The following is an 18,066-nucleotide window of genomic DNA, read 5'->3' as shown; positions in this document are numbered from 1 at the left end:
GATAGTGAGAATCGGGCACGGAACCAAACGGGAACTGACGTGCCGTCAACTCCCTTCTCGGTGTGTGTCGGAGGAGAGGTCCTCTTGTCGCCGTCGGCGGATCGGGGCCACTGTATGTGTCGCTCGAACCCCACGCGTCACACCCCCCACCACCGACATCCGAGGTGACCGGAATGAGCAGCAACACGGAACCGGCAGCGCGATCAACGGCCTCCACACCGACCGGAGCAACCACGGCAGCCGGAATATCCAGAGCGTCCACGGGCGGCCTGAGCCGCCGCCGCTTCATGGGGGTGCTCGCCGCGACCTCGGCCGTCGTGGCGGTCCCCGCGCCCACCGGCGCCGTGGCCGCGCCCTCCCGCACGCGCGCCGCGACCCGGCCGCTGTTCCTCGGGACGTACACCTCCACCCCGGGAGGCGGCACCGGGGTCGGCCTCGCGACGTACGACTCCGAGACGGGCGCGATCTCGGGCACCGGCACGCTCACGGGCGTCGACAACCCCTCGTATCTCGCCGTGCACCCCGACGGCTCCACGCTCTACACCGTCAACGAGCAGCAGGACGGCGGTGTCACGGCGATCTCGCTGTCCGGGGACGGCGGCCCCACGGTCCTGGGCACCCGCTCCACGGGCGGGGCCGGGCCCACCCATCTGTCGGTGCACCCGGGCGGCCAGTGGCTGCTGAGCGCCAACTACACCTCCGGCAGTGTGGCCGTACACCCCATCGGGGCCTCCGGCGCGCTCGGTGAGCGTACGGATCTGGTCACGCACTCCGCTCCGCCGCCCGGCCCCGGCCAGAACGGCCCGCACGCCCACCAGATCGTCACCACCCCGGACGGCGGCCATGTCGTCGCCGTCGATCTGGGTAACGACACCGTCTACACCTACCGCCTCGACACGGCGGCCGGCACGCTCACCCAGGTCTCGTACGCCACCCTGCCGCCCGGCGCGGGGCCCCGCCATCTCGCCTTCCACCCGTCGGGCCTGTTCGCCTATCTGGCCGACGAGCTGGCCAACACCGTCACCGTCTGCTCGTACGACCCCGAGACAGGCGAACTCACGCCCGGGGAGCCGCAATCCACCGGATCGGGCAGCGGCTTCCCGTCCCAGCTGGTGGTCACCGGCAACGGCGCCTTCGCCTATCTGGCCAACCGTGGCCCCAACAGCCTGGCCCGGTACGCCATCGAGGCGGACGGCGCGGAGTTGCGGCTGCTGGACACCGTCCCTGTCGGCGGCGACTACCCCCGTCAGCTCGCCCTCTCCCCCGCCGGGAACCTGCTGTTCGCCGCGAACCAGCGGTCGAACTCGGTGACCGTCTTCCATGTCGACCAGGACACCGGTGAACTGCGCTCGGCGGGGGCACCGTTCATGTCCCCGGTGGCGGTCTGCACCCTGCCGCTCTAGGGCGTGTTGCGACAGTAGCGCCGTCCGCCCGCAGGGCGGGGCTCGCGGCGTCCGGTGCGTGTGATCGCAAGGCGGAGGATCGTCCTCGTACTGGACGTACTTGGACGACTCCGACAACGCGGCGAGCGTGCGTGCCGGGCGTCGCGAGCCAGGCGGGACTTTCGCAACACGCCCTAGGGCTGAAAACCCCGGCGCCGGTCCGCGTCAGGCGACGGATCCGATCCGTCCCGCCGGCGCGGACAGGCTGTCGTGGTGGATCGGGGTGTGCGCACCGGTGAGTGAGACTCCGCTGCCGCCCCGCCTGACCGCGACGATCTCCGCCGCGATCGACAGCGCGGTCTCCTCGGGGGTACGGGCTCCGAGGTCCAGCCCGATCGGCGAGTGCAGCCGGGCCAGTTCCAGTTCGGTGACACCGATCTCGCGCAGCCGCTCGGCGCGGTCCTCGTGGGTGCGCCGGGAGCCCATCGCGCCGACGAAGGCGACGGGAAGCCGCAGGGCCCTTTCGAGCAGGGGCACATCGAACTTGGCGTCATGGGTGAGCACGCAGAGCACCGTACGGCCGTCGACCTCGGTCGACTCCAGATAGCGGTGCGGCCACGCGACGACGATCTCGTCGGCGTCGGGAAAGCGGGCCGCCGTGGTGAAGACGGGGCGCGCGTCGCACACCGTCACGTGATAGCCGAGGAATTTTCCGGCCCTGACCAGCGCCGAGGCGAAGTCGATGGCCCCGAAGACAATCATGCGCGGGGGCGGAACGCTCGACTCGACGAGCAGCGTCAGCGGCTGTCCGCAGCGCGCTCCCCGCTCGCCGATCTCGAGCGTGCCGGTGCGGCCGCCGTCCAGCATGGCGCGGGCCTCCGCCGCCGCCGTGCGGTCCAGCTCGGGGTGGCCGCCGAGGCCGCCCTCGTACGATCCGCCGGGGCGCACCAGCAGGGCGCGGCCGAGCAGTCCGGCCGGCCCCGCGGTGATGCGCGCGAGCGCCGCCGCCTCCCCCCGGGCCGCGGCGGCCAGCGCCGCCGCGAACACCGGTCTGACGGCGGAGTCCGCGCGTACCGGCGTCACCAGGATGTCGATGACGCCGCCGCAGCTCAGCCCCACGGCGAAGGCGTCCTCGTCGCTGTAGCCGAAGCGTTCGAGGACGGTCTCGCCGTCTTTGAGGGCCTGTTGGCACAGGTCGTACACGGCCCCCTCCACGCATCCGCCGGAGACCGAGCCGATCGCCGTGCCCGCGCTGTCGACGGCGAGCGCGGCTCCCGGCCGGCGGGGCGCGCTGCCGCCGACCGCCACGACCGTGGCGACGGCGATGTCCCGTCCCTGCTCGACCCACCGGTGCAGCTCTTCGGCGATGTCCAGCATGCCGGTCTCCTCAAGGGTCTGGTGCGGTGGCGCGGAGGACGGACCTGATCGCGACGTGGGGCACCCGCGGAGGTGCCGCGTTCTCCGTCGGCCCGTCGCGGACGCCGGGGGTCAGGTGCCGGTGAGGTGCTCGGGCCGTACCGGCGTCCTGTTCAGTTCGAGACCCGTCGCGTTCCTGATGGCCGCGAGGACCGCGGGGGTGGACGACAGGGTCGGGGCCTCGCCGACGCCGCGCAGTCCGTACGGCGCGTGGTCGTCGGCCAGTTCGAGTACGTCGACGGGGATGGTCGGCGTGTCGAGGATGGTCGGGATCAGATAGTCCGTGAAGGACGGGTTGCGCACCTTCGCGGTCACGGGATCGACGATGATCTCCTCCATGACCGCCATGCCCAGCCCCTGGGTGGTGCCCCCCTGGATCTGGCCGACGACGGACAGCGGGTTGAGCGCCTTGCCGACGTCCTGGGCGACGGCCAGTTCGACGACCTTGACCAGTCCGAGTTCCGTGTCGACCTCGACCACCGCGCGGTGCGCGGCGAACGAGTACTGGACATGGCCGTTGCCCTGTCCCGTACGGAGGTCGAAGGGCTCGGTCGGACGGTGGCGCCACTCCAGCTCCACGTCCACCGCCTCGCCTTCGAGTACGTCCGCCAGACTCGCGAGGACCTCGCCGCCGTCGGTGACGACCTTGCCGCCTTCGAGCAGCAGCTCGGCGGTGGCCCAGGCGGGGTGGTACGTACCGAACTTGCGCCGGCCCATCTCCAGGACCTTTTCCCGGACGTTCTCGCAGGCGTGCTTCACCGCGCCGCCCGTGACATACGTCTGACGGGAGGCGGAGGTGGATCCCGCCGAGCCGACCTGGGTGTCCGCCGGCTGGATGGTGACCTGTGTGACGCCGAGTTCCGTACGGGCGATCTGCGCGTGGACGGTGACCCCGCCCTGGCCGACCTCGGCCATCGCGGTGTGCACGACGGCGACCGGCTCCGCGCCGATCACTTCGAGACGGACCCGCGCGGTGGAGTAGTCGTCGAAGCCCTCGGAGAAACCGACGTTCTTGATGCCGACCGCGTAGCCCACGCCCCGGACGACACCCTCGCCGTGCGTGGTGTTGGAGAGGCCGCCGGGCAGCTCCCGTACGTCCGCCGCCTCGCCGGCCGCGAGCCACTGCTGCTCGGGCGGGAGCGGCCTGGCCTTGACGCGGCGCAGCAGTTCGGCGACGGGCGCCGGGGAGTCGACCCGCTGTCCCGTCGGCAGGAGCGTGCCCTGCTCCATCGCGTTGAGCTGACGGAACTCCACCGGGTCCATACCCAGCTCCGCCGCCAGCTTGTCCATCTGTGCCTCGTAGGCGAAGCACGCCTGGACCGCGCCGAAGCCGCGCATCGCCCCGCAGGGCGGGTTGTTGGTGTAGAGCGCGATGGCCTCGATGTCGACGTCCTCGACGACATAGGGGCCCACCGAGAGGGACGAGGCGTTGCCGACGACAGCCGGGGAGGCGGAGGCGTACGCGCCGCCGTCCAGCACGATCCGGCACCTCATGTGCGTGATCTTGCCGTCGCGGGTCGCGCCGTGCTCGTACCAGAGCTTCGCGGGGTGGCGGTGGACATGGCCGAAGAAGGACTCGAACCGGTTGTAGACGATTTTGACCGGCTTGCCGGTGCGCAGCGCCAGCAGACAGGCGTGGATCTGCATCGACAGGTCCTCCCGGCCGCCGAAGGCTCCGCCGACGCCCGAGAGCGTCATCCGGACCTTGTCCTCGGGCAGGCCGAGGACAGGGGCGATCTGGCGGAGATCGGAGTGCAGCCACTGGGTGGCGACGTACAGGTCGACGCCGCCGTCCTCGGCGGGTACCGCGAGGCCGGACTCCGGGCCGAGGAACGCCTGATCCTGCATGCCGAAGACATAGTCGCCGGAGACGATCACATCGGCGCGCTCGGCGGCCCGGTCCGCGTCGCCGCGGACGATGGGCTGGCGGTGCAGGATGTTGGGGTGCGGGACATGGCCGATGTAGTGGTCCTCGCGCCCCTCGTGGACCAGCGGCGCGCCGGGGGCGGTCGCCGAGGCCTCGTCGGTGATGACGGGCAGTTCGGCGTACTCGATCCGGATCTTGGCGGCGGCGCGGCGCGCGGTCTCCGGGTGGTCGGCGGCGACCAGGGCCACCGGCTCGCCGTGGTGGCGGACCTTTCCATGGGCGAGGACCGGGGTGTCCTGGATCTCCAGACCGTAGTTCTTCACCTCGGTCGGCAGATCGTCGTAGGTCAGTACGGCGTAGACCCCGGGCGTCGCGAGCGCCTCTGCGGTGTCGATGGACCTGATCTCGGCGTGCGCCACGGTGGAGCGCAGGGTGTGTCCCCACACCATGTCTTCGTGCCACATGTCGGAGGAGTACGCGAACTCACCGGTGACCTTGAGGGTGCCGTCGGGGCGGAGCGTCGACTCACCGATGCCGCCCTTGGTGGGCGTGCCCTGGGTGAGGCCGGTGGGGTAGGGGGAGCGGCCGGGAACGGCAGCGGCCCGTGGATTCTGCGCCATGGCAGTCAGACCGCCTCTTCCTGACGGGCGGCCGCGAGGCGGACCGCGTCGAGGATCTTCTCGTAACCGGTGCAGCGGCAGAGGTTGCCCGAGAGGGCCTCGCGGATGTCCGCGTCGCTCGGTGAGGGGTTGCGCTCCAGCATCTCGTCGGCCGCGACCAGCAGCCCGGGGGTGCAGAAACCGCACTGCACGGCGCCCGCGTCGATGAAGGCCTGCTGCACCGGGGAGAGTTCGCCGCCCGCCGCCAGGCCCTCGACGGTAACCACCTCGCGGCCCTCGGCTTGACCGGCCGCCACCAGGCAGGAACAGACCGGGACGCCGTCGAGCCGTACCGTACAGGAGCCGCATTCGCCCTGCTCACAGGCGTTCTTGGAGCCGGGAAAGCCCATGCGCTCACGCAGGACGTAGAGCAGGCTCTCGCCCTCCCAGACGTCGTCGGCTTCCTGCTCGCGGCCGTTGACCGTGAAATGTACGCGCATGGTTATGCAGCTCCTTCCAGGGTGCGGCCGGTGCCGCGGTACTGCTCCCAGGTCCAGCCGAGCTGACGGCGCGCCATGATGCCGACCGCGTGGCGGCGGTACTTCGCGGTGCCGCGCACATCGTCGATGGGGTTGCAGGCACCGGAGACGAGGTCCGCGAACTGCTTGGCGACCGACGGTGTGATGATCTTTCCGTTGTCCCAGAAGCCGCCCTCGTCGAGCGCCGCGTTCAGGAACTCCTCCGCCTCGCGGGCCCGCACCGGGGTGGGGGCCGCGGAGCCGATGCCGGTCCGTACCGTGCGGGTCTCGGGGTGCAGCGCGAGCCCGAAGGCGCAGACGGCGATGACCATCGCGTTGCGGGTGCCGACCTTCGAGTACTGCTGCGGTCCGTCCGCCTTCTTGATGCGCACCGTCTTGATCAGCTCGTCGGCGGCGAGCGCGTTGCGCTTCACCCCGGTGTAGAACGCGTCGATCGGGATGAGGCGCGTGCCGCGCACCGACTCGACCTCGACCTCGGCGCCGGCGGCGAGCAGGGCGGGATGCGCGTCACCGGCCGGGGACGCGGTGCCGAGATTGCCCCCGACGCCGCCACGGTTGCGGATCTGGGGCGAGGCGACGGTGTGGGAGGCGAGCGCGAGGCCCGGCAGCTCGGCGCGCAGGTGCTCCATGATGTGGGCGTACGGAACGGAGGCGCCCAGCTGGACGTGGTCCTCGCCGACCACCCATTCGCGCAGCTCGCCGATGCGGTTCAGGTCCAGCAGGTGGTCCGGCCGCCGGTGATCGAAGTTGATCTCGACCATGATGTCCGTGCCGCCCGCGATGGGCACAGCCGTGGGGTGCTCGGCCTTGGCGGCGAGCGCTTCCTCCCAGCTGGAAGGGCGAAGGAAGTCCATGAGTGGCTCTCTTCTCGATCGTTCTTGATCGTTTCTTGATCGTTCGCGATCGGATCGTTCGCTGGGGGCCCGGGGACGGCCGGTCCTCGAATGGCTACATGTGACCTATTGACGCTGTGTGACACAAGTACACAAGCAGTACCCGGTCCGGTGTAGTCACCAAAACCATGAAGGAATTGGCTGGTCGCCTCCCGAGTCTTGTAGATTCGAACGAAAGGCGAGGCACGGTAACCGAATGGTCTCCCTTCCGAAACGTGGGGCACCCCTGTCCAGATCGGCGGCGACGAGATGCGGCTGCGCGCACTGCTGGAGACCGAGGCGCTGGGCCTGCGGCTGCTCGGTGGCGGCGAGGAGCTGGACCGGACCGTACGCGGCGTGATGACCACCGATCTGCGGGATCCGAGCCGCTATCTCTCGGGCGGCGAGCTGGTCCTGACCGGCCTCGCCTGGCGGCGTTCCGCCGAGGACTCTGAGCCGTTCGTACGGATCCTCACGGCCGCCGGGGTCGCCGGGCTCGCGGCGGGCGAGGCGGAGCTCGGCGACATCCCCGAGGACCTGGTCACGGCCTGCGTGCGGCACCGGCTGCCGCTCTTCGCGGTGAACGAGGACGTGGCGTTCGCGGCCATCACCGAATACGTGGTCCGTCAGGTCTCCGGGGAGCGCGCCGGGGACCTGGCCGCGGTCGTCGACCGGCACCGCAGGCTGATGACCTCGGGCCCGGCGGGCGGCGGCCCCGATGTCGTCCTCGATCTCCTGGGCTCCGACCTCGACCTGCGGGCCTGGGTGCTCTCCCCCACCGGCCGGCAGATCGCGGGCGCCGGGGAGCCGCTGCCCGCGGCGCGGGCCGCCGCGCTCGCCGGGGAGCATCTGGCCGCCACCCGCGCCGGCCGCCGGAGCCCCTACCGGGTGAACGTGGGGTCCACGGCGTACTCCCTCTTCCCCGTCCGCGACCCGGGGCGCGAGGCGGCGCCCGCCGCCTTCCGGGACGCGCGCGAGACCGTGCTCTCCGACTGGCTGCTGGCGGTCGAGGCGGACGCGGGCGACTGGCCGGCGGCCCGGCTGGATCTGCTCCAGGGAGTGACCCAGCTGATCGCGGTGGAGCGCGACCGGCGCGACGCGGCCCGTACGGTACGGCGCCGGCTCGCCCAGGAGATCCTGGAACTGGTCCAGACGGGCGCCGCCCCCGCCGAGATCGCCGCACGGCTGCGGGTGGCCGCTCCGGTGCTGCTGCCCGGACTGGGCACTGCGCCGCACTGGCAGGTCGTGGTGGCGCGGGTGGAGTGGGACCAGGACGGCGCGGGCGTGGCGGTCGAGGGCGGTCCGGTGGCGCAGTCCCTGCTGGAAGAGATCCTGGTCGACCCGGCGAGGGCGGGGGCGGACCGGGCCGACCGGATCGCGGTCGCCCATACGGGTGAGGAGGCCGTCGCGCTGGTGCCGCTGCCGATGACGGCCGCCCCGGATCCGGCCGACGACGCCGAGGGCGGTGACGCGTACGACGAGGCGCCGAAGGACCCCGGCCTGCACGCCGACGCCCTTCTGGCCGCCGTCCGTGACCCGCTGACGTCGGGGCTCGCCGACGACGGCCGGCTGACGCTGGGCGTGAGCGCGGCGGTGCACTCGGCGGAGGGCCTGCGCGGCGCCCTGGAAGAGGCCCGCCACGCCCGCCGTGTGGCGGCCGCCCGTCCTGGCCGCGTCTGCGCGGCGGGACACCATGAGCTGGCCTCCCACGTGCTGCTGCTGCCGTTCGTCCCCGACGATGTACGCCGGGCCTTCACGGCCCGCCTGCTCGATCCGCTGCGGGACTACGACCGCCGCCATCGCGCGGAGCTGATCTCCACGCTGGAGGCCTTCCTCGACTGCGACGGGTCATGGACCCGCTGCGCGGCCCGGCTGCATCTGCATGTGAACACCCTGCGCTACCGGGTCGGCAGGATCGAACAGCTGACGGGCCGTGATCTGTCGCGCCTGGAGGACAAGCTGGACTTCTTCCTCGCGCTGCGCATGAGCTGACGGCGGACCCGCGGCCGCCCGCGCCCGCCCGCGCTCCACGCCGCGTCATCGGGTGCCGGGTCGACCGGCGTCGACTTCCGTTGACTGACATCACCCGGAAGGGTGAGGAAGAGATCCAACTCCTTGTCGGGGACCGGCCCCCGACGACCCCTCGCGGCCCCCGATGACCGCTGTCTCGCGGCGGTCGTCCCAGGTGGCAGCCCTTCCGGGGCCCCTGCCGCACCCGCCCTGCCGGCCGCCCGTCCCCGCGAATTCCCGTTCCGCGCGGGCCGCCGGAGCACCGCCGATGACCAAGGGATTGTGAAATTTTTCACCTGCCCTCTTGGCCCCGCTGTGGATCCGTGCTGAGATGCGTCCACACTCAACAGCACAATGGCGCGCTCGGGGAGGGCAATGTGGCGCATACCGCCATGTCTGGTTCCGGAACCACTGCCGGTGAAGACCCTCTCCAGACCGCGGTATGGCGGCTGCGCTCGCGCGGCTGTTGGACCGACGCAGCGGCCCTGCTCACCCCGCACGCCTCCGCCCCGGCCCCGGCGCTTCAGCGGGCCTCGCTGCTCGTCGAGCGCTGTCTGTTCACCGGCGGCGGCTGGCCGGAGGCCGAGGACGCCCTGCGCGTCGCGGAGGCCACGGCCCGTGAGGACCATGAACGCGGCGCCGCCGCCTGCGAACGCGGTCACCTCGCCTACGCCTCGACCGTCCTCGGCGTACGCGACCGCGCGGACGAGGCACGCGCCGCCCTGGGCCGGGCGGCGGCCCTGCTCGACCCCACGGCTCCCGGCCGCGCGCTGCTCGACTTCCGCCGCGGACTGATCGCCGAGCATCTCTCCGACTCCCCGCAGTCGGCCCGTGCCGCATACCGCCGCGCCCACGCCGCCGCCACGGCGCACGGCGAGACGCTGCTGCTCTCCTTCACCTGGCGCCACCTGGCCGGCCTCGCCCTGCGGGAGGGCGAGTTGGCGGAGGCACGGCACGGCTTCGGCGAGTCCCTCCGTATCCGGGAGGAGCTGGGCTACCTCGTCGGCACGGCCCCGGCCCTCGCCGCGCTCGCGGACGCAGAACCCGAACCGGAAGCGGCCCGGCTCCGCGCCGAGGCCGGCCGCCTGTTCCGCCTGCTGGGCGGCGTCCCCACCTGGCTCGCCGCCCAGCTCACCCCGCCCGCCCCCGTCTGACACTCATCCCCTGGCCCGGACCCCGGGCCCGGACCGGTCCGGGCCCGGGGGTCAGCGGGGAGACGACGGTGGCTCGCCGTGCCAGGAGTGCCACAGCGCGGCGTACGCACCGCCCCGGGCGACCAGCTCGTCGTGTGTGCCGAGTTCCGTCAGACGGCCGTCGGCCATCACCGCCACCCGGTCCGCGTCGCGCGCCGTATGCAGTCGGTGCGCGATGGCGATGACCGTCCGGCCTTCGAGGACGGCGGCCAGGGCCCGCTCCGCGTGGCGCGCGGTCGCCGGGTCGAGCAGCGCGGTCGCCTCGTCCAGGATGAGGGTGTGCGGATCGGCCAGCACCACGCGCGCCAGGGCCAGTTGCTGGGAGCGCGCGCCGTCGACACTGAGTCCGTCCGCGCCCAGCGCGGTGTCCAGACCGTCCGGCAGCTCGTCGACCCAGTCGGCGCCGACGGCGCCGAGCGCCGCGCGCAACTCCTCGTCCGTGGCGGTCGGCGCGGCGATCAGCAGGTTGTCCCGGACGGTGTCGACGAAGATGTGGTGTTCCTGGGTCACCAGCACGACCTGCCGGCGCAGCTCGTCCGGGTCCAGCCGAGAAATCGGCACCTGACCCACCGTCACCGTTCCGGTACGCGGCCGGTCGATGCCCGCGAGCAGCCTGCCGAGGGTGGACTTGCCCGCGCCCGACGGGCCCACGACGGCCAGCCGTTCGCCGGGCCGTACCGTCAGATCGACCCCGTGCAGGACATCGCGCCCGTCGTCGTAGGCGTACCGCACGCCGGCGACCTCGATCCGCTCGTCGGCCGGGGCCCGTCCGGTCAGCGCCGGTGTGCGCGGTCCGTCGGCCAGACCCTCCACCCGGGCGAAAGAGGCTCCGCTGCTCTGCAGTTGCTCCACCCACAGCAGGATCGCGTCCAGCGGCTGGGACAACTGGCGCAGATACAGCGCGCAGGCGACCACCGTGCCCAGGCTCACCGCACCGGCGTCGTACAGCGCGCCGCCGATCAGCAGGACGGCGACCACCGGGATGACGTACGACACGTCCACGGACGGGAAGAGCACGCTGCGCAGGAACAACGTCCGGGTGCGGGTGCGCCGGCTGTGCTCGATCGCTTCCTGGCAGGCGGCGACGCGGCGCTGCTGGAGCGAGAACGCCTCGACCGTACGGGCACCGGACGCGGTGGCGGCGAGGACCTCCGCGAGCGCCGAGGTGGCCTCCCCCTCCGCCAGATACGCGGTGTGCGCACGGCGCAGATACCAGCGGGTCGCGAACCAGATGCCGAGCAGGCCGAGCACTCCGCAGGCGCCGAGCAGCGGGTCGAGGACGAAGACCGCGCCGAGGATGAACAGCACCTGGACCGTCGCGATGAACACCTCCGGCCCGGCGTCCCGCAAGGTCCTGCCGACCGCGGTGACATCGGTGGTGCCGCGCGCCGTCAGATCGCCCGTGCCCGCGCGCTCCACGACCGAGGCGGGCAGGGCGAGCGCCCGGTCCACCAGCTGTTCGCGGATCCGGGCCGAGGTCCGCTCGCCGAAGCGGTGGCCGACGAGGCGGGCGTACCGCGCGAGCAGCAGCTGCGCCAGCGCGCACACCAGGATGGTGAGCGCGTACCGGTCCACGGCGTCCGCCGCGTCACCGGCCCTGACCGTGTTGATGACGCGGCCGAGCAGCCAGGGGCCGACCAGACCGGCGGCCGCCGCCAGCCCGGTCAGGACGATCATGGCGGCGAAGGCGCGCCGGTCCTGCCGGATCAACCGCAGCGCCGCGCGGCGGACCTGGGGCGGATCGGCCACCGGAAGCCGGGCGGAGGCCGGGGTCTCGGATCCGACGGTCATCTGACGGCCCCTTCGTCGGCGGGAACAGCGGCCGGAATGTCGGCCGGTACAGCGGCCGGAACGTCGGCCGGAACGTCGGGCGCGTCATCGGCCCGCTCACCGTACGTGCCGTGCGCGGCCGTACCCGCCTCGTCCCCCGCACCACGGGAGACCAGCGCGCGGTAGCCGGCCTGCCCGCTCAGCAGCTCGCGGTGCGTACCGACCGCGGCCACCTGGCCGTCGACCAAGTAGTAGACGGTGTCCGCGTGGTCCAGCATCAGCGGTGAGGTGCTGGTGACGAGGGTGGTACGGCCGCTCCTGGCGGCGCGCAGCCGGGCGGCGACGGCGGCCTCGGTGTGCGCGTCCACCGCCGAGGTGGGCTCGGCGGCCAGCAGCACTTCGGGGTCGGCGAGCAACGCCCGTACCAGCCGGACGCGTTGACGCTGACCGCCGGAGAGATTACGGCCCTGGGCCTCGACGGGCGAGTCGAGACCGTCCGGCAGGCCGCGCACGATGTCCTCGGCCACGGCCGCGTGCACCGCCCGGGTGATGGCCTCCTCGTCCCGGTCCCGCCGGCCCGCGACCACCTCGCGCAGCGTCCCGGCGAAGAGGTCGGCCTCGTTGTCCGCGACGAGGACGCGTTCGCGGATCCGGGACAGGGCCATCTCGTCGAGACGTACCCCGCCCCAGGTCGCCGGTGAAGCGGCGAACCGGCCGAGGCGGTCCACCACGTCCGAGGCATCCGCAGGACGGCCGCTGACGAGCGCGGTCAGCTTCCCCGGCGCGACCTCGACGCCGGACGCCGGATCGCGCAGGACGGAGCCGGGCCCGGGCCCCTCCTTCGCCGCTTCCGGCGCGGCGTCCGCGGTTTCGGGCTCCAGATCCAGGAACCGCAGGACCCGCCGGGCGCAGACCAGGCCACGGCTGACGTCGTGGCCCCCCTCGATGAAGAACGACACGGGGACGACGAGGACCGCCACGTACCCGTAGACGGCCACCAGTTCGCCCACCGTTATGGCCCCTTGGGCGGCCAGCCGGGCGGCCAGCCAGGTCACGGCGGCGAGGAACAGCGCCGGCAGGCCGAGCCCGAGGGCCTCGATCCAGCTGGTCACCGCCCCGACCCGGTACCCCTCGTCCTTGACCGTCCCCGAATCGCGCCGGTAGCGCGCCGCGTACACGTCCTTGCCACCGAGCCCGCTCAGCACCCGCAGTCCCCCGACGATGTCCGTGAAGCGCGCGGCGAGCGCGCCCTGCCGCTCGCGGTACGTCGTCTCCACCCCCTGCAACCGCCCCAGCAGCGGGCCGACCAGGACCGCGAGCAGCGGTACGCCCAGCAGCACGACGGCGGCGAGGAGCGGTGAGACGGACAGCAGGAGCCCGGCCACGACGAGATACGCCAGCACCGCGCCGACCCCGGGGCCCGTGACGGTCAGCGCCCAGCTGATCGTCGTGACATCGGCGATGCCGATCGTGACGACTTCCCCGGCCGTGACCCGGCGGGGCAGCGTGGCGCCCAGCCGGGTCGCCTGCAGGACCACGACGCGTACGGTGCGGAAGGCGGCGTCCATCCGGACCCTGGTCATGGTCCGGTGCCGCATGATCCCCAGCCAGGCGTTGGCCACCCCGACCGCGAACAGCGCCCCGGCCCAGCCGAGGAGGGCCGCCCGGTGCCCCGGCTCCAGTCCGTCGTCGATGGCACGTGACAGCACGTACGGCTGAACTGTCAGACCGACCATCCAGACACTGCCCAGCGCCGCCCCGGCGGCCACCCGCCCCCGCTGGCTCGTCACCAGCCACCACACGTACCGCCCGGCACCACGCCGATCCGGAGTCCCCGGATCCATGTACGAGTCACCCATCCCCGCACCCTATGGGGCGTCCCCGGGACCAAGTGGACAGGGGCCGCACCGAGCGTGACGGCCCGTTACCTCACGGTTCACGGTTCAGTCCACGGATCAGGTCACGTGTCAGTTACGGATCGGGCCGACGGACGCACCGGCGGTTCCCGTGCCGTTCACCAAGGATCCGACGCCCGTACCCATGGGCTCACAGGGGGTGAGCAACCGCCGTCGGACCAGAAGGGACGATCAATCCGAAATTCGGGCAAAAGATCCGAGGCGGGGCGGTCCCCGACCGGCCCGCGCCGGTCTCCAACAACCCCAAATGGGGAGCCTTGCTGAATTTCCGTCAGATGCCAGAAACGGAACAGACCGACCCGGACACCCGCCCTTGGCGTGATGATAAGATCGCCACGCTTGCCAAGCGGTGCTAAACCCGCTATGGCATAAAGGGAAAGTCAGCGCATCGGCCCAGAAATCCGCCACCCCGGGGAGAACTATGCCATTAGCCGGGCCTATGAAGGCAGTCCGGCAGGCGAGCGTGCGCGGCCGATCCCGTATGTCTGTGATCGCGAACGCACCCGAACGCACCCTCCAGACATTCAGTACCTGGTGGCCCAGTCGCCCGAAGAGAGCCTTATGACTCAATACTTTCAGGATCCAGCGCTTTGGGGTTTGATCGCTGGTACTCCTGTCGCCGCAACCGCGATCATTCGCGGTAGAAAGTCGATCGCCGAGCTGCGGAAGGAGAAGGAAGAGCTCAAGGCTCACTACGCCAGACTGGAAGACCATTACGCGGAGGCCGTGGAAGAGGCCAAGGACAGGGCGGAAGAAGATACCAAAAACGCCCTGAAGGCCGCCATGCGTACGCTCCAGGGTCTCGCGAGCGAGCAGCAGCTGGCCATTACCAAGATTCAGGACAAGTACGGAGAACTCCAGATTCTCCAGGACCTCCTGGACATCGACCACATGAATTCGCAGTTCGCGCGGCGCGCCCAGTCCATCGCCGTGCTCTGCGACGGATGGCTCGGCCGTCAGCGCGCCGCCGCCTCGCTCTACGACGTGGTCCGCAGCGCGAAGGGCCGTATCCGCCACTTCACGCGCGTCGAGATCCGTGCGCAGAGCAACTTCGCCATCGTCAGCCGTGCTGTCGAACCGGTCGCGCTCACGCTCGCCGAACTGCTGGACAACGCCACCAGTTACTCGGCGCCGGAAACCGTGATCGAGATCAACATCCGGCCCGTGCCCAAGGGCGTCTGCATCATCGTCGACGACGCCGGTGTGGGCATGAACGAAGAAGAGAAGGCCCGGGCCGCCAAGCTCCTGTCGAGCGAGCGTTCGCCCGGCGTCTCGGGGCTCGGCAATCCGCCGCAGTTCGGATTCACCGTGATCGGTGTGCTCGCCGCCCGCTACGGCTTCACCGTCTCCGTGGACTCCACTTCTCCCTACGGTGGCGTGCGTGCCGTCGTGCTCCTTCCCGAGGAGCTCCTCACCACCATGCCCGCGCCCGAGCCCGAGCCCGAGGAGATTCCCACTGTGGCCGCGTCCTCCCCGATGCCGCCCGAAGAGAACCCGGCGGCTCCCTCGACCGCGTTCGGTGGTTCAGAGAACGCGGCGGCTCCCTCGACCACGTTCGGTGGTCTGCCGAAGCGGCGCCGGCGCGGCGCGATCTCCATCGTGCCCGCGGCCGAAAACGCGGAGCCCCCGGCTCGTTCCAGCGAACAGGCCGCTTCCGTCATGGGCGCGTTCCAGCGGGGGACGCAATCGGGCCGTCGTTCCACCAATGCACGCAGCGAAGGGCATGAGACTCAGTGAATTACGATCTGTCATGGATGCTTGACAGTGCTCTGGAAGTGCCCGAAGCACGTCACGCGATTCTCGTCTCCGCCGACGGTCTCCTCATGGCCCGCTCGAAAGACGTCGGCAAGGACCACGCCGACACCGTCGCCGCCGCGATGAGCGGTATGCAGTCGCTGAGCCGCACGGTGGCCGACTTCTGCGGCGGGCCGAACGGCCGGCCGCAGTGGCGTCAAACGCTGGTCGAGTTCGACCACGGATGGGTTTTCCTCATCTCCGCCGGCGAAGGGGCCTACCTCGCCGTTTCGGCGACGCCCGACGTCGACATGGCAGAGATCACCTTCCGTATGCAGCAGCTCGTCGGCCAGCTCGGAAAAGCCCTGACCAGTCCCCCTCGCGAGATTGCTGATACCAAGGCATGACGACATCAGACGAGCCAGAGCCGGAGCAGGAAACCGCCCCATTAGTGCGACCGTACGTCATAACGAACGGTCGCAGCCTGCTGAATGACAACGACTTCTCACTGATCACGCTGGTCACAGCGTCCACCGACGGTCCGAGAACGGAACATCTCGATCCTGAGAAGCGCCGCGTTCTGGAGCTGTGTGGCGGCGGTTATCTCGCGGTTGCCGAGATAGCCGGGCACACGGGTCTGCCCGTGGGCATCATCAAGATCCTCCTGTCCGATCTCACGGAGGCCGGGTATCTCTTCACGCGCGCGCCCATACCTCCCGCGAAGCTTGTCGACAGGCAAATACTCGAGGAGGTGCTGAATGGCCTTCAAGCCCGCTTTGGATGACGGCGTCTATCTGCGCAATTCGGTGCAGACCGCGGCGAAGATCCTTGTGGTCGGGCATTTCGCCGTGGGCAAGACGACGTTCATCGGGACCATGTCCGAAATCCCGCCGCTGCGTACCGAAGAGGTAATGACGCAGGCGGGCGAGGGAATCGACGACCTCAAGAACACCACCGGCAAGACCACGACGACGGTGGCCATGGACTTCGGCCGCCTCACGCTCAGTGAGGAGCTGGTCCTCTACCTCTTCGGAACACCCGGGCAGCAGCGCTTCGTTCAGGTGTGGGAGGACATGTCCCGGGGAGCACTCGGCGCGTTGGTGCTGGTCGACCCGCAGCGCCTTGAGGAGTCCTTCCCCGTGATGGACCTGGTCGAGCACTACGGGATTCCCTACACCATAGCCGTCAATAAATTCGACGGGATGCCGAACCACTCGAACGATGAGATTCGGGAGGCTCTCGACCTGCTTCCCGAGACGCCGCTCGTCATATGTGACGCACGTGACCAGCGTTCGTCGGCGAACGCACTCATCGCTCTGGTCCGTTATCTCCAGTCGCGCCTCAACTAGGAGTTTGGTATGCAATCTCACTCGGAATTTCAGGCTCCGCCACCCGGCTGCCCTGCGCACAACAGCGGCAAGAGCGTCCCCCTGCACGGGCTCGACTTCGCCGCCAACCCGGAGGCCTTCTACGAGCACCTGCGGCAGTACGGCCCCGCCGCGCCCGTCGAGTTGGCTCCCGGTGTGGAAGCCTCGCTGGTCACGGACTACGCGGCGGCGCTCCATGTGCTGCAGAACCCCGACACCTTCGCGCGCGACTCGCGCCGCTGGCGTGCCCTGAACGAGGGCCGGGTGCCCATGGACAGCCCGGTCGTGCCGATGATGGCGTACCGGCCGAACACGCTGTTCTCGGACGGTGCGGACCACCTGAGGCTGCGTCAGGCCGTGACGGAGTCCCTGTCCCGGATCGACACGCACCGGGTGAGCCGGCACGTCGACCGCGTCTCCGCGTACCTCATCAACCAGTTCAGCGGCCGCGGCAAGGCCGACCTGGTCGGCGACTACGCGCAGTTGGTGCCGCTGCTGGTCTTCAACGACCTCATGGGCTGCCCCCCCGAGATCGGGGACCGGCTGGTCTTCGGCTTCTCCGGCATCTTCGACGGCGTCGACGCGGAGAAGGCGAACGAGGTCCTGACCGAGGCGCTGCTCGAACTGGTCGCGCTGAAGCGCGCCAAGCCCGGCGAGGACATCACCTCGTGGCTGATGCAGCATCAGGCACGGCTGTCCGACGAGGAGATGATCCATCAGCTGGTCACCCTCATCGGCGCGGGCACCGAGCCCATGCAGAACATCATCGCCAGCGCGCTGCGGCTGCTGCTGTCCGACGACAAGTACGCGGGGGGCCAGCACTCGGCCGGCCTGCTGGTCGAGGACGCCATCAACGACGTCCTGTGGAACAGCCCGCCGATCGCCAACTACGCCGTGCACTATCCCGTGTACGACGTGGACCTCTCCGGAAGCAAGCTGGACGCCGGCGATCCCGTCGTCATCAGCTTCGCGGCGGCCAACACCGACCCGGGTCTGTCCATGAGCCGTCAGACGCTCAGCAAGCGGGCCCATCTCGCCTGGGGCGCGGGGCCGCACGCCTGCCCGGCCAAGGATCCCGCCCTGCTGATCTCCGTCCTGGCCATCGAGAAGCTCCTCAACAGCCTGCCGGACATCGAGCTCGGCGTACCCGTCGACAGTCTGACCTGGCGGCCGGGACCGTTCCACCGGGCGCTCAACTCACTGCCCGCCCGATTCACCCCGGTACGCAAGGAAAACCGGGAATCCACGCCCTATCCGACGAGTGGCCGTCCTGTCGGAAATGCCCCGGTCCAGAGCCACCAGGGCGGATCGCAGAAGGGTAGCTGGTGGAGTGGATTCCTGACCTGGTGGAAGGTGTGACATGCGCAACAATTAGGGATGTTTTACGGTCGAATGAACGTT

At 70.7% G+C, this 18,066-nt stretch carries 14 protein-coding genes; 8 read left to right on the top strand and 6 right to left on the bottom strand.

The genetic code is table 11. The features are described from left to right. Nucleotides 1–287 precede the first annotated feature (287 nt). Nucleotides 288–1,403: a lactonase family protein gene (locus ACZ6MZ_RS09425; protein ID WP_469351116.1), complete on the top strand. Its 1,116-nt coding sequence runs from the start codon at nt 288–290 to the stop codon at nt 1,401–1,403. A gap of 204 nt (nt 1,404–1,607) precedes the next feature. Here ACZ6MZ_RS09425 and ACZ6MZ_RS09420 read toward each other — a convergent pair whose 3' ends face one another. The 4 genes from ACZ6MZ_RS09420 to ACZ6MZ_RS09405 all read right to left on the bottom strand — a co-directional run bounded on the left by ACZ6MZ_RS09420 (nt 1,608) and on the right by ACZ6MZ_RS09405 (nt 6,657). Then, on the bottom strand, nt 1,608–2,759 hold the full coding sequence (locus ACZ6MZ_RS09420) for an XdhC family protein (protein WP_469350791.1): 1,152 nt from the start codon (nt 2,757–2,759) through the stop codon (nt 1,608–1,610). Nucleotides 2,760–2,870: 111 nt separating this feature from the next. Further along, the gene (gene pucD / locus ACZ6MZ_RS09415) at nt 2,871–5,285 is read right to left on the bottom strand and encodes a xanthine dehydrogenase subunit D (RefSeq protein ID WP_469350789.1); all 2,415 of its coding nucleotides are present in this window, start codon (nt 5,283–5,285) and stop codon (nt 2,871–2,873) included. A gap of 5 nt (nt 5,286–5,290) precedes the next feature. Beyond that, entirely contained in the window at nt 5,291–5,764 is a 474-nt protein-coding gene (locus tag ACZ6MZ_RS09410) for a (2Fe-2S)-binding protein (protein ID WP_469350787.1), read from the bottom strand. Nucleotides 5,765–5,766: 2 nt separating this feature from the next. Further along, complete coding sequence (locus ACZ6MZ_RS09405) at nt 5,767–6,657, bottom strand: FAD binding domain-containing protein (protein ID WP_469350785.1); 891 nt, start codon at nt 6,655–6,657, stop codon at nt 5,767–5,769. Between the two features lie 288 nt (nt 6,658–6,945). On the opposite strand from ACZ6MZ_RS09405, the gene ACZ6MZ_RS09400 reads away from it, so the two are divergent. Beyond that, nucleotides 6,946–8,667 carry a PucR family transcriptional regulator gene (locus ACZ6MZ_RS09400; RefSeq protein ID WP_469350784.1) on the top strand — a complete coding sequence of 574 codons (1,722 nt, stop codon included), beginning with the start codon at nt 6,946–6,948 and terminating at the stop codon, nt 8,665–8,667. 410 nt (nt 8,668–9,077) lie between these two features. Further along, a complete protein-coding gene (locus ACZ6MZ_RS09395; RefSeq protein WP_384187001.1) occupies nt 9,078–9,839 on the top strand; it encodes a hypothetical protein in 762 nt (253 codons plus the stop codon). Nucleotides 9,840–9,890: 51 nt separating this feature from the next. Here ACZ6MZ_RS09395 and ACZ6MZ_RS09390 read toward each other — a convergent pair whose 3' ends face one another. Continuing rightward, nucleotides 9,891–11,669: an ABC transporter ATP-binding protein gene (locus tag ACZ6MZ_RS09390; protein ID WP_469350783.1), complete on the bottom strand. Its 1,779-nt coding sequence runs from the start codon at nt 11,667–11,669 to the stop codon at nt 9,891–9,893. Beyond that, nucleotides 11,666–13,507 carry an ABC transporter ATP-binding protein gene (locus tag ACZ6MZ_RS09385; protein WP_469350782.1) on the bottom strand — a complete coding sequence of 614 codons (1,842 nt, stop codon included), beginning with the start codon at nt 13,505–13,507 and terminating at the stop codon, nt 11,666–11,668. The genes ACZ6MZ_RS09390 and ACZ6MZ_RS09385 overlap by 4 nt, the downstream gene beginning before the upstream one ends. 618 nt (nt 13,508–14,125) lie before the next feature. Between ACZ6MZ_RS09385 and ACZ6MZ_RS09380 the strand changes: the two genes are divergently transcribed. From ACZ6MZ_RS09380 to ACZ6MZ_RS09360, 5 genes are read left to right on the top strand one after another with little or no spacing between them, the layout of a single operon-like run. Continuing rightward, nucleotides 14,126–15,301, top strand: a complete 1,176-nt coding sequence (locus ACZ6MZ_RS09380) for an ATP-binding protein (protein WP_469350780.1) — start codon at nt 14,126–14,128, stop codon at nt 15,299–15,301. Then, complete coding sequence (locus tag ACZ6MZ_RS09375; protein WP_384187012.1) at nt 15,298–15,705, top strand: roadblock/LC7 domain-containing protein; 408 nt, start codon at nt 15,298–15,300, stop codon at nt 15,703–15,705. Before ACZ6MZ_RS09380 ends, ACZ6MZ_RS09375 begins: the two co-directional genes overlap by 4 nt. Then, on the top strand, nt 15,702–16,082 hold the full coding sequence (locus tag ACZ6MZ_RS09370; protein ID WP_389790661.1) for a DUF742 domain-containing protein: 381 nt from the start codon (nt 15,702–15,704) through the stop codon (nt 16,080–16,082). Before ACZ6MZ_RS09375 ends, ACZ6MZ_RS09370 begins: the two co-directional genes overlap by 4 nt. After that, the gene (locus ACZ6MZ_RS09365) at nt 16,057–16,647 is read left to right on the top strand and encodes a GTP-binding protein (protein ID WP_389790662.1); all 591 of its coding nucleotides are present in this window, start codon (nt 16,057–16,059) and stop codon (nt 16,645–16,647) included. The genes ACZ6MZ_RS09370 and ACZ6MZ_RS09365 overlap by 26 nt, the downstream gene beginning before the upstream one ends. A 9-nt stretch (nt 16,648–16,656) precedes the next feature. After that, entirely contained in the window at nt 16,657–18,024 is a 1,368-nt protein-coding gene (locus tag ACZ6MZ_RS09360; RefSeq protein ID WP_389790663.1) for a cytochrome P450, read from the top strand. Nucleotides 18,025–18,066: the final 42 nt, after the last annotated feature.

The organism is Streptomyces sp. NPDC042201 (genome assembly GCF_055582185.1).
Note: the sequence above shows the minus strand (reverse complement) of the source record. Positions and strands in the feature narration are given on the sequence as shown.

What these genes read in the sequence shown, in the direction of transcription:
- ACZ6MZ_RS09425 (WP_469351116.1), top strand. Translation starts at nt 288, where the DNA reads ATGGGGGTGCTCGCCGCGACCTCGGCCGTCGTGGCGGTCCCCGCGCCC.
- ACZ6MZ_RS09420 (WP_469350791.1), bottom strand. Translation starts at nt 2,759, where the DNA reads ATGCTGGACATCGCCGAAGAGCTGCACCGGTGGGTCGAGCAGGGACGG.
- pucD (WP_469350789.1), bottom strand. Translation starts at nt 5,285, where the DNA reads ATGGCGCAGAATCCACGGGCCGCTGCCGTTCCCGGCCGCTCCCCCTAC.
- ACZ6MZ_RS09410 (WP_469350787.1), bottom strand. Translation starts at nt 5,764, where the DNA reads ATGCGCGTACATTTCACGGTCAACGGCCGCGAGCAGGAAGCCGACGAC.
- ACZ6MZ_RS09405 (WP_469350785.1), bottom strand. Translation starts at nt 6,657, where the DNA reads ATGGACTTCCTTCGCCCTTCCAGCTGGGAGGAAGCGCTCGCCGCCAAG.
- ACZ6MZ_RS09400 (WP_469350784.1), top strand. Translation starts at nt 6,946, where the DNA reads ATGCGGCTGCGCGCACTGCTGGAGACCGAGGCGCTGGGCCTGCGGCTG.
- ACZ6MZ_RS09395 (WP_384187001.1), top strand. Translation starts at nt 9,078, where the DNA reads ATGTCTGGTTCCGGAACCACTGCCGGTGAAGACCCTCTCCAGACCGCG.
- ACZ6MZ_RS09390 (WP_469350783.1), bottom strand. Translation starts at nt 11,669, where the DNA reads ATGACCGTCGGATCCGAGACCCCGGCCTCCGCCCGGCTTCCGGTGGCC.
- ACZ6MZ_RS09385 (WP_469350782.1), bottom strand. Translation starts at nt 13,507, where the DNA reads ATGGGTGACTCGTACATGGATCCGGGGACTCCGGATCGGCGTGGTGCC.
- ACZ6MZ_RS09380 (WP_469350780.1), top strand. Translation starts at nt 14,126, where the DNA reads ATGACTCAATACTTTCAGGATCCAGCGCTTTGGGGTTTGATCGCTGGT.
- ACZ6MZ_RS09370 (WP_389790661.1), top strand. Translation starts at nt 15,702, where the DNA reads ATGACGACATCAGACGAGCCAGAGCCGGAGCAGGAAACCGCCCCATTA.
- ACZ6MZ_RS09365 (WP_389790662.1), top strand. Translation starts at nt 16,057, where the DNA reads ATGGCCTTCAAGCCCGCTTTGGATGACGGCGTCTATCTGCGCAATTCG.
- ACZ6MZ_RS09360 (WP_389790663.1), top strand. Translation starts at nt 16,657, where the DNA reads ATGCAATCTCACTCGGAATTTCAGGCTCCGCCACCCGGCTGCCCTGCG.